This window comes from Acidovorax sp. KPB24-03, assembly GCF_057546605.1.
Window position 1 is genome coordinate 1 of sequence record NZ_BAAJYR010000328.1, and the last position, 3,997, is coordinate 3,997.

Below are 3,997 nucleotides of genomic sequence, written 5' to 3' on the forward strand. Positions count from 1 at the left end.
TGGCTGGTGCGCCGCGAAGGCTCGCGCGCGCTCGCCATCACCCCACCCGGGGCCCGCCCGGCCCTGCAGGGCTGGCTGGGCACCGCGCGCTGGAGCGGCGTGGTGCAAGCGCCATCGCCCGGCGCCTGAAACGACGAAGGCCCTCCCTGGCCTGCAGCGGCAGCCGCCCGGCCCGCCGCGCTGCCCCGTCGGCGAAGCACCCATCGGCCCGCTGTCGGCCAACGCGCATGGCCATTAGGCGCTCCATCCGACAGGGCCTGCACGGCCCCCAGCCGCGTAATCGGGGGCCACGCCCCATTGCCCGCCGAGCCCCGCATGCCACCCCCTTTGATCGATCGATTCCGACACCGCCATCCACTGCGCGCCCGCCCTGGCTTCCTGGAGCGGGCCGCTGCCCCGCACCGCCACAGGCCCGCGTTGAAAGCGGTCGATGTCCGATAAGCCGTCGCCCCCCTCCCGAGACCTGGCCACGCCAGCCAGCAGCGCCTCCCCCGATGCAGGGCAGGATCCTCCGCCGTCCGGCGGCTGGGGCTCCGTCAGAGCGGTCGCCGGCACCTTGCTGCGCGATCGCCCGGGCGTCACGGTGATCAAGGCGCTGGCCCTGCAGAACAAGCACGACGGTTTCACCTGCTCCAGCTGCGCCTGGGCCAAGCCGCTGCATCCGCATCCCGCCGAGTTCTGCGAGAACGGCGCGAAGGCGACGTCATGGGAGCTGACGGACCGGCGCCTGGACGCCGCCTTCTTCGAGGCCCACCCCTTGGCGGAACTCGCCGGCTGGACCGACCACGCGCTGGAAGCGGGCGGGCGGCTGACGGTTCCTCTGCGCTACGACGCCGGCCGGGACCGGTATGTCGAGGTCTCCTGGCAGGAGGCCTTCGACGGCATCGGCCGGGAACTGAAAGCGCTGCAGCCCGATGCGGTGGTGTTCTACGCGTCGGGCCGGGCGTCGCTGGAGACGTCGTACCTGTGGCAACTCTTCGCCCGGCTGTATGGGACCAACAACCTGCCCGACAGTTCGAACATGTGCCACGAGAGCACATCGGTCGGCCTCAAGCAGTCCATCGGGTCGCCGGTGGGCACGGTGGACCTGGACGACTTCGACCAGTGCGACGCCATCTTCTTCTTCGGCCAGAACGTCGGCGTGTCCAGTCCGCGCATGCTGCATCCCCTGCAGGATGCGCGGCGCCGGGGCGTGCCCATCGTGACCTTCAATCCGCTGCGCGAGAGCGGCCTGGTGGCGTTCAACAACCCCCAGTCACCGGTGGACATGCTCACGCCGGGCAGCACCGCCATCAGCACGCAGTACCTGCAGGTCCGGCCCGGGGGCGACATCGCCGCGCTGACCGGCCTGTGCAAGTTCGTGATCGAGGCGGACGACGCCGCGCTGGCATCGGGCGGCCCCCGCGCCATCGATGCCCGGTTCGTCGCCGAGCACACGCAGGGCTACGACGAACTCGCGCAGGCGATGCGCGCCGCCCCGTGGGCCGACATCGAAAGCGACTCCGGCTTGTCCCGCTCGGCGCTGGAGGAGGCCGCACGCACCTACCTTGCGGCCGAACGCGTCATCGGCATCTACGGCATGGGGCTCACGCAGCACCGCGAGGGCGTGCTGAACGTGCAGATGCTCGCCAACCTGCTGCTGCTGCGCGGCAACGTGGGCAAGCCCGGTGCCGGGCTGTGCCCGGTGCGCGGGCATTCCAACGTGCAGGGGCAGCGCACGGTGGGTATCACCGAGAAGCCGGAGCTCGCCCCGCTGGACCAGCTGGCCTCGCAGTTCCAGTTCGAGCCCCCGCGCAAGAAGGGCCTGGATACCGTCGCCGCCTGCCGGGGCATCCTGGACGGTTCGGTGCGGGCGTTCCTCGGCCTCGGCGGCAATTTCGTGCGCGCGGTGCCCGAGACGGCGCTCATCGAGGCCGCGTGGCGCCGGATGCGGCTGACCGTTCAGATCGCGACCAAGCTCAACCGCAGCCACGTGATGCATGGCGAGGTGGCCTACCTGCTGCCGTGCCTGGGCCGTGTGGAGATCGACCGGCAGGCCAGCGGCGAGCAAACGGTGTCGACCGAGGATTCGACAGGTTTCATGCACCCCTCCCGTGGCGTGGCCGAGCCGGCGGCCGCGACGCTGCGCTCCGAGCTGTCGATCGTGGCGGGCATCGCGCAGGCCACCCTCGCGCCGAACGCCTGCGTTCCGTGGGCCGGGTGGACCGACGACTACGCCCGCGTGCGGGACGCCATCGCGCTGACCTTCCCCAGGATCTTCCACGACTTCAACCGCCGGTTGGCCGTCCCGGGCGGCTTCGCGCGGCCCATCGCGGCCCGCCATCGGGTGTGGGAGACCGACAGCGGCAGGGCCGCTTTCGTCGCGCCCGGCGGCCTGCAGGCCGATCCGGACCAGGTGCCCACGCCCGTGGACGGCGAGGTGCTGCGCCTTTTCACGATCCGCAGCGACGACCAGTTCAACACCACCATCTACAGCCTGAACGACCGCTTTCGCCGGATCGAGGGCACGCGCCAGGTGCTGTTGATGAATGCCCACGACATCGAGCGGCTCGGCTTGCAGGCCGGCGCCCGCGTGACGGCGCGCACGCAGTGGCGCCAGGACGACGTGCGCCGCGAGGTGTCCGGACTGACCGTCGTGGCCTACGACCTGCCGCGCGGTGCCGTGGCGGGCTACTACCCCGAACTCAATCCGTTGATGCCCCTGGACCACCACGCCAGGGAAAGCCACGTTCCCGCCGCCAAGTCCATTCCCATCCGCCTGTTCCCAGGCTGATGCGCCCGCCCCCACCCTCTCACTGCCAAGGACCCGCCATGCGCCAAGACCCCGCCAGCCAGTCGCCCGTTCGCTACCACCCTGCCGTCGAGCAGGCCGATCCCGACGAGCCGCAGGTTTTCGCCGACCTGGACCAGACGCTCGCCAAGATCCGCGAGACGACGTTCGAGCACAGCGGCCACGCGCGCCGCAGCGTCCATGCCAAGGCGCACGGCGTGCTGCGGGCGCAATTGACGGTGCTGCCGGACTTGCCCGAGCCGCTCGCCCAGGGGCTGTTCGCCCGGCCCGGCACGTACGACGCCATTCTGCGGTTCTCCACCAACCCGGGCGACGTGCTGGACGACAAGGTGTCCCTGCCCCGGGGCCTGGGCTTGAAGGTCCTCGGCGTCGAGGGCGCGCGGCTCCCGGGTTCGGAGTCCGACACCACCCAGAACTTCGTCTTTGCGGACAGCCCGGTCTTCGCCGCGCCCACGGCCCGGAAATTCCTGAGCAACCTCAAGCCCCTGGCGGCCACGACCGATGTGGCGGAGGGGGCCAAGAAAGCGCTGTCGGCCACCCTGCAGGTGGCGGAGAGGGTCGTCGAGGCCTTCGGCGGCAAGAGCGGCAAGCTGATCTCGCTGGGCGGGCATGCCCCGACGCACGTGCTGGGCGCCACCTTTTTCTCGGGTGCGGCCTTGCGGCACGGCCAATACATCGCCAAGCTGTCGCTGGCGCCGGCATCGGACGCCTTGAAGGCGCTGGTGGATCAGAAGGTCGATCTCGACGGCCGGCCCGATGGCCTGCGCGAGGAGGTGGTCCGCTTCATGGCGGTGAACCCCGCGCAGTGGGACCTGCGGGTGCAGCTGTGCACCGACCTGGACTCGATGCCGGTCGAAGACGCGTCCGTGGAGTGGCCGCAGGAACAGAGCCCCTACATCACCGTGGCCCGGCTGGTGGCGCAGCCGCAGACCGCGTGGAGCGAGGCCGTGGCCGCCGTGTCGGAAGACGGCCTCTTCTTCAGCCCCTGGCGCGGTCTGGCGGACCACCAGCCCCTGGGCAACGTGATGCGCGCCCGCAAGCTGGCATACGAACGCTCGGCGCAGTTCCGCGCGGACCGCAACCAGACGCCCGTGCGCGAACCGAGCGAGATTCCGCCGTCCATCGGGCGTGCATGACCGCAGGCCCTGGCCTCGTGCCGGGGCCCGGGCTGGCGCCGGTGCCCGTGCCGGCGGGGCTCAGCCATCA

2 protein-coding genes are annotated in these 3,997 nt (G+C 71.1%); both read left to right on the forward strand.

The features are described 5' to 3' along the window. The first annotated feature begins 430 nt into the window (after positions 1-430). Complete coding sequence (locus AC27KI_RS20190) at positions 431-2,773, forward strand: FdhF/YdeP family oxidoreductase (protein ID WP_487115483.1); 2,343 nt, start codon at positions 431-433, stop codon at positions 2,771-2,773. A gap of 38 nt (positions 2,774-2,811) precedes the next feature. Next, positions 2,812-3,927, forward strand: coding sequence for a catalase family protein (locus AC27KI_RS20195; RefSeq protein ID WP_487115485.1), 1,116 nt, complete (start codon positions 2,812-2,814; stop codon positions 3,925-3,927). The last annotated feature ends 70 nt before the right edge of the window (positions 3,928-3,997 follow it).